The organism is Paenibacillus sp. MER 99-2 (assembly GCF_023714095.1).
GTDB lineage: Bacteria > Bacillota > Bacilli > Paenibacillales > Paenibacillaceae > Paenibacillus.
This window is the reverse complement of the sequence record NZ_JAMAUZ010000060.1, coordinates 1-255: the sequence shown is the minus strand read 5'-3', so window position 1 is coordinate 255 and position 255 is coordinate 1. Positions and strand designations below refer to the sequence as shown.

At 50.6% G+C, this 255-nt stretch carries 2 rRNA genes; both read left to right on the top strand.

Annotation, left to right across the window (positions count from 1 at the left end):
- Positions 1-112 (top strand): 23S ribosomal RNA (locus M3636_RS29325); the annotation flags it as partial.
- Positions 113-189: 77 nt separating this feature from the next.
- Positions 190-255 (top strand): 5S ribosomal RNA (gene rrf, locus M3636_RS29320); the annotation flags it as partial.

The window sequence follows — 255 nt, the reverse complement described above, 5'->3', positions numbered from 1 at the left end:
GAGATTTCCCAGTATGTAAGACCCCTTGAAGACGACGAGGTAGATAGGCTGGGGGTGGAAGTGCAGTAATGCATGGAGCTGACCAGTACTAATCGGTCGAGGGCTTATCCAATTAGCACGTTCTAAAACGCAGACTTTCGTTTCGAATCTAGTTTTCAGAGAACAACACTCTGAGATGTAAGCTACGCGTTTGGTGGCGATGGCGGAGGGGTTCCACACGTACCCATCCCGAACACGACCGTTAAGCCCTCTAGC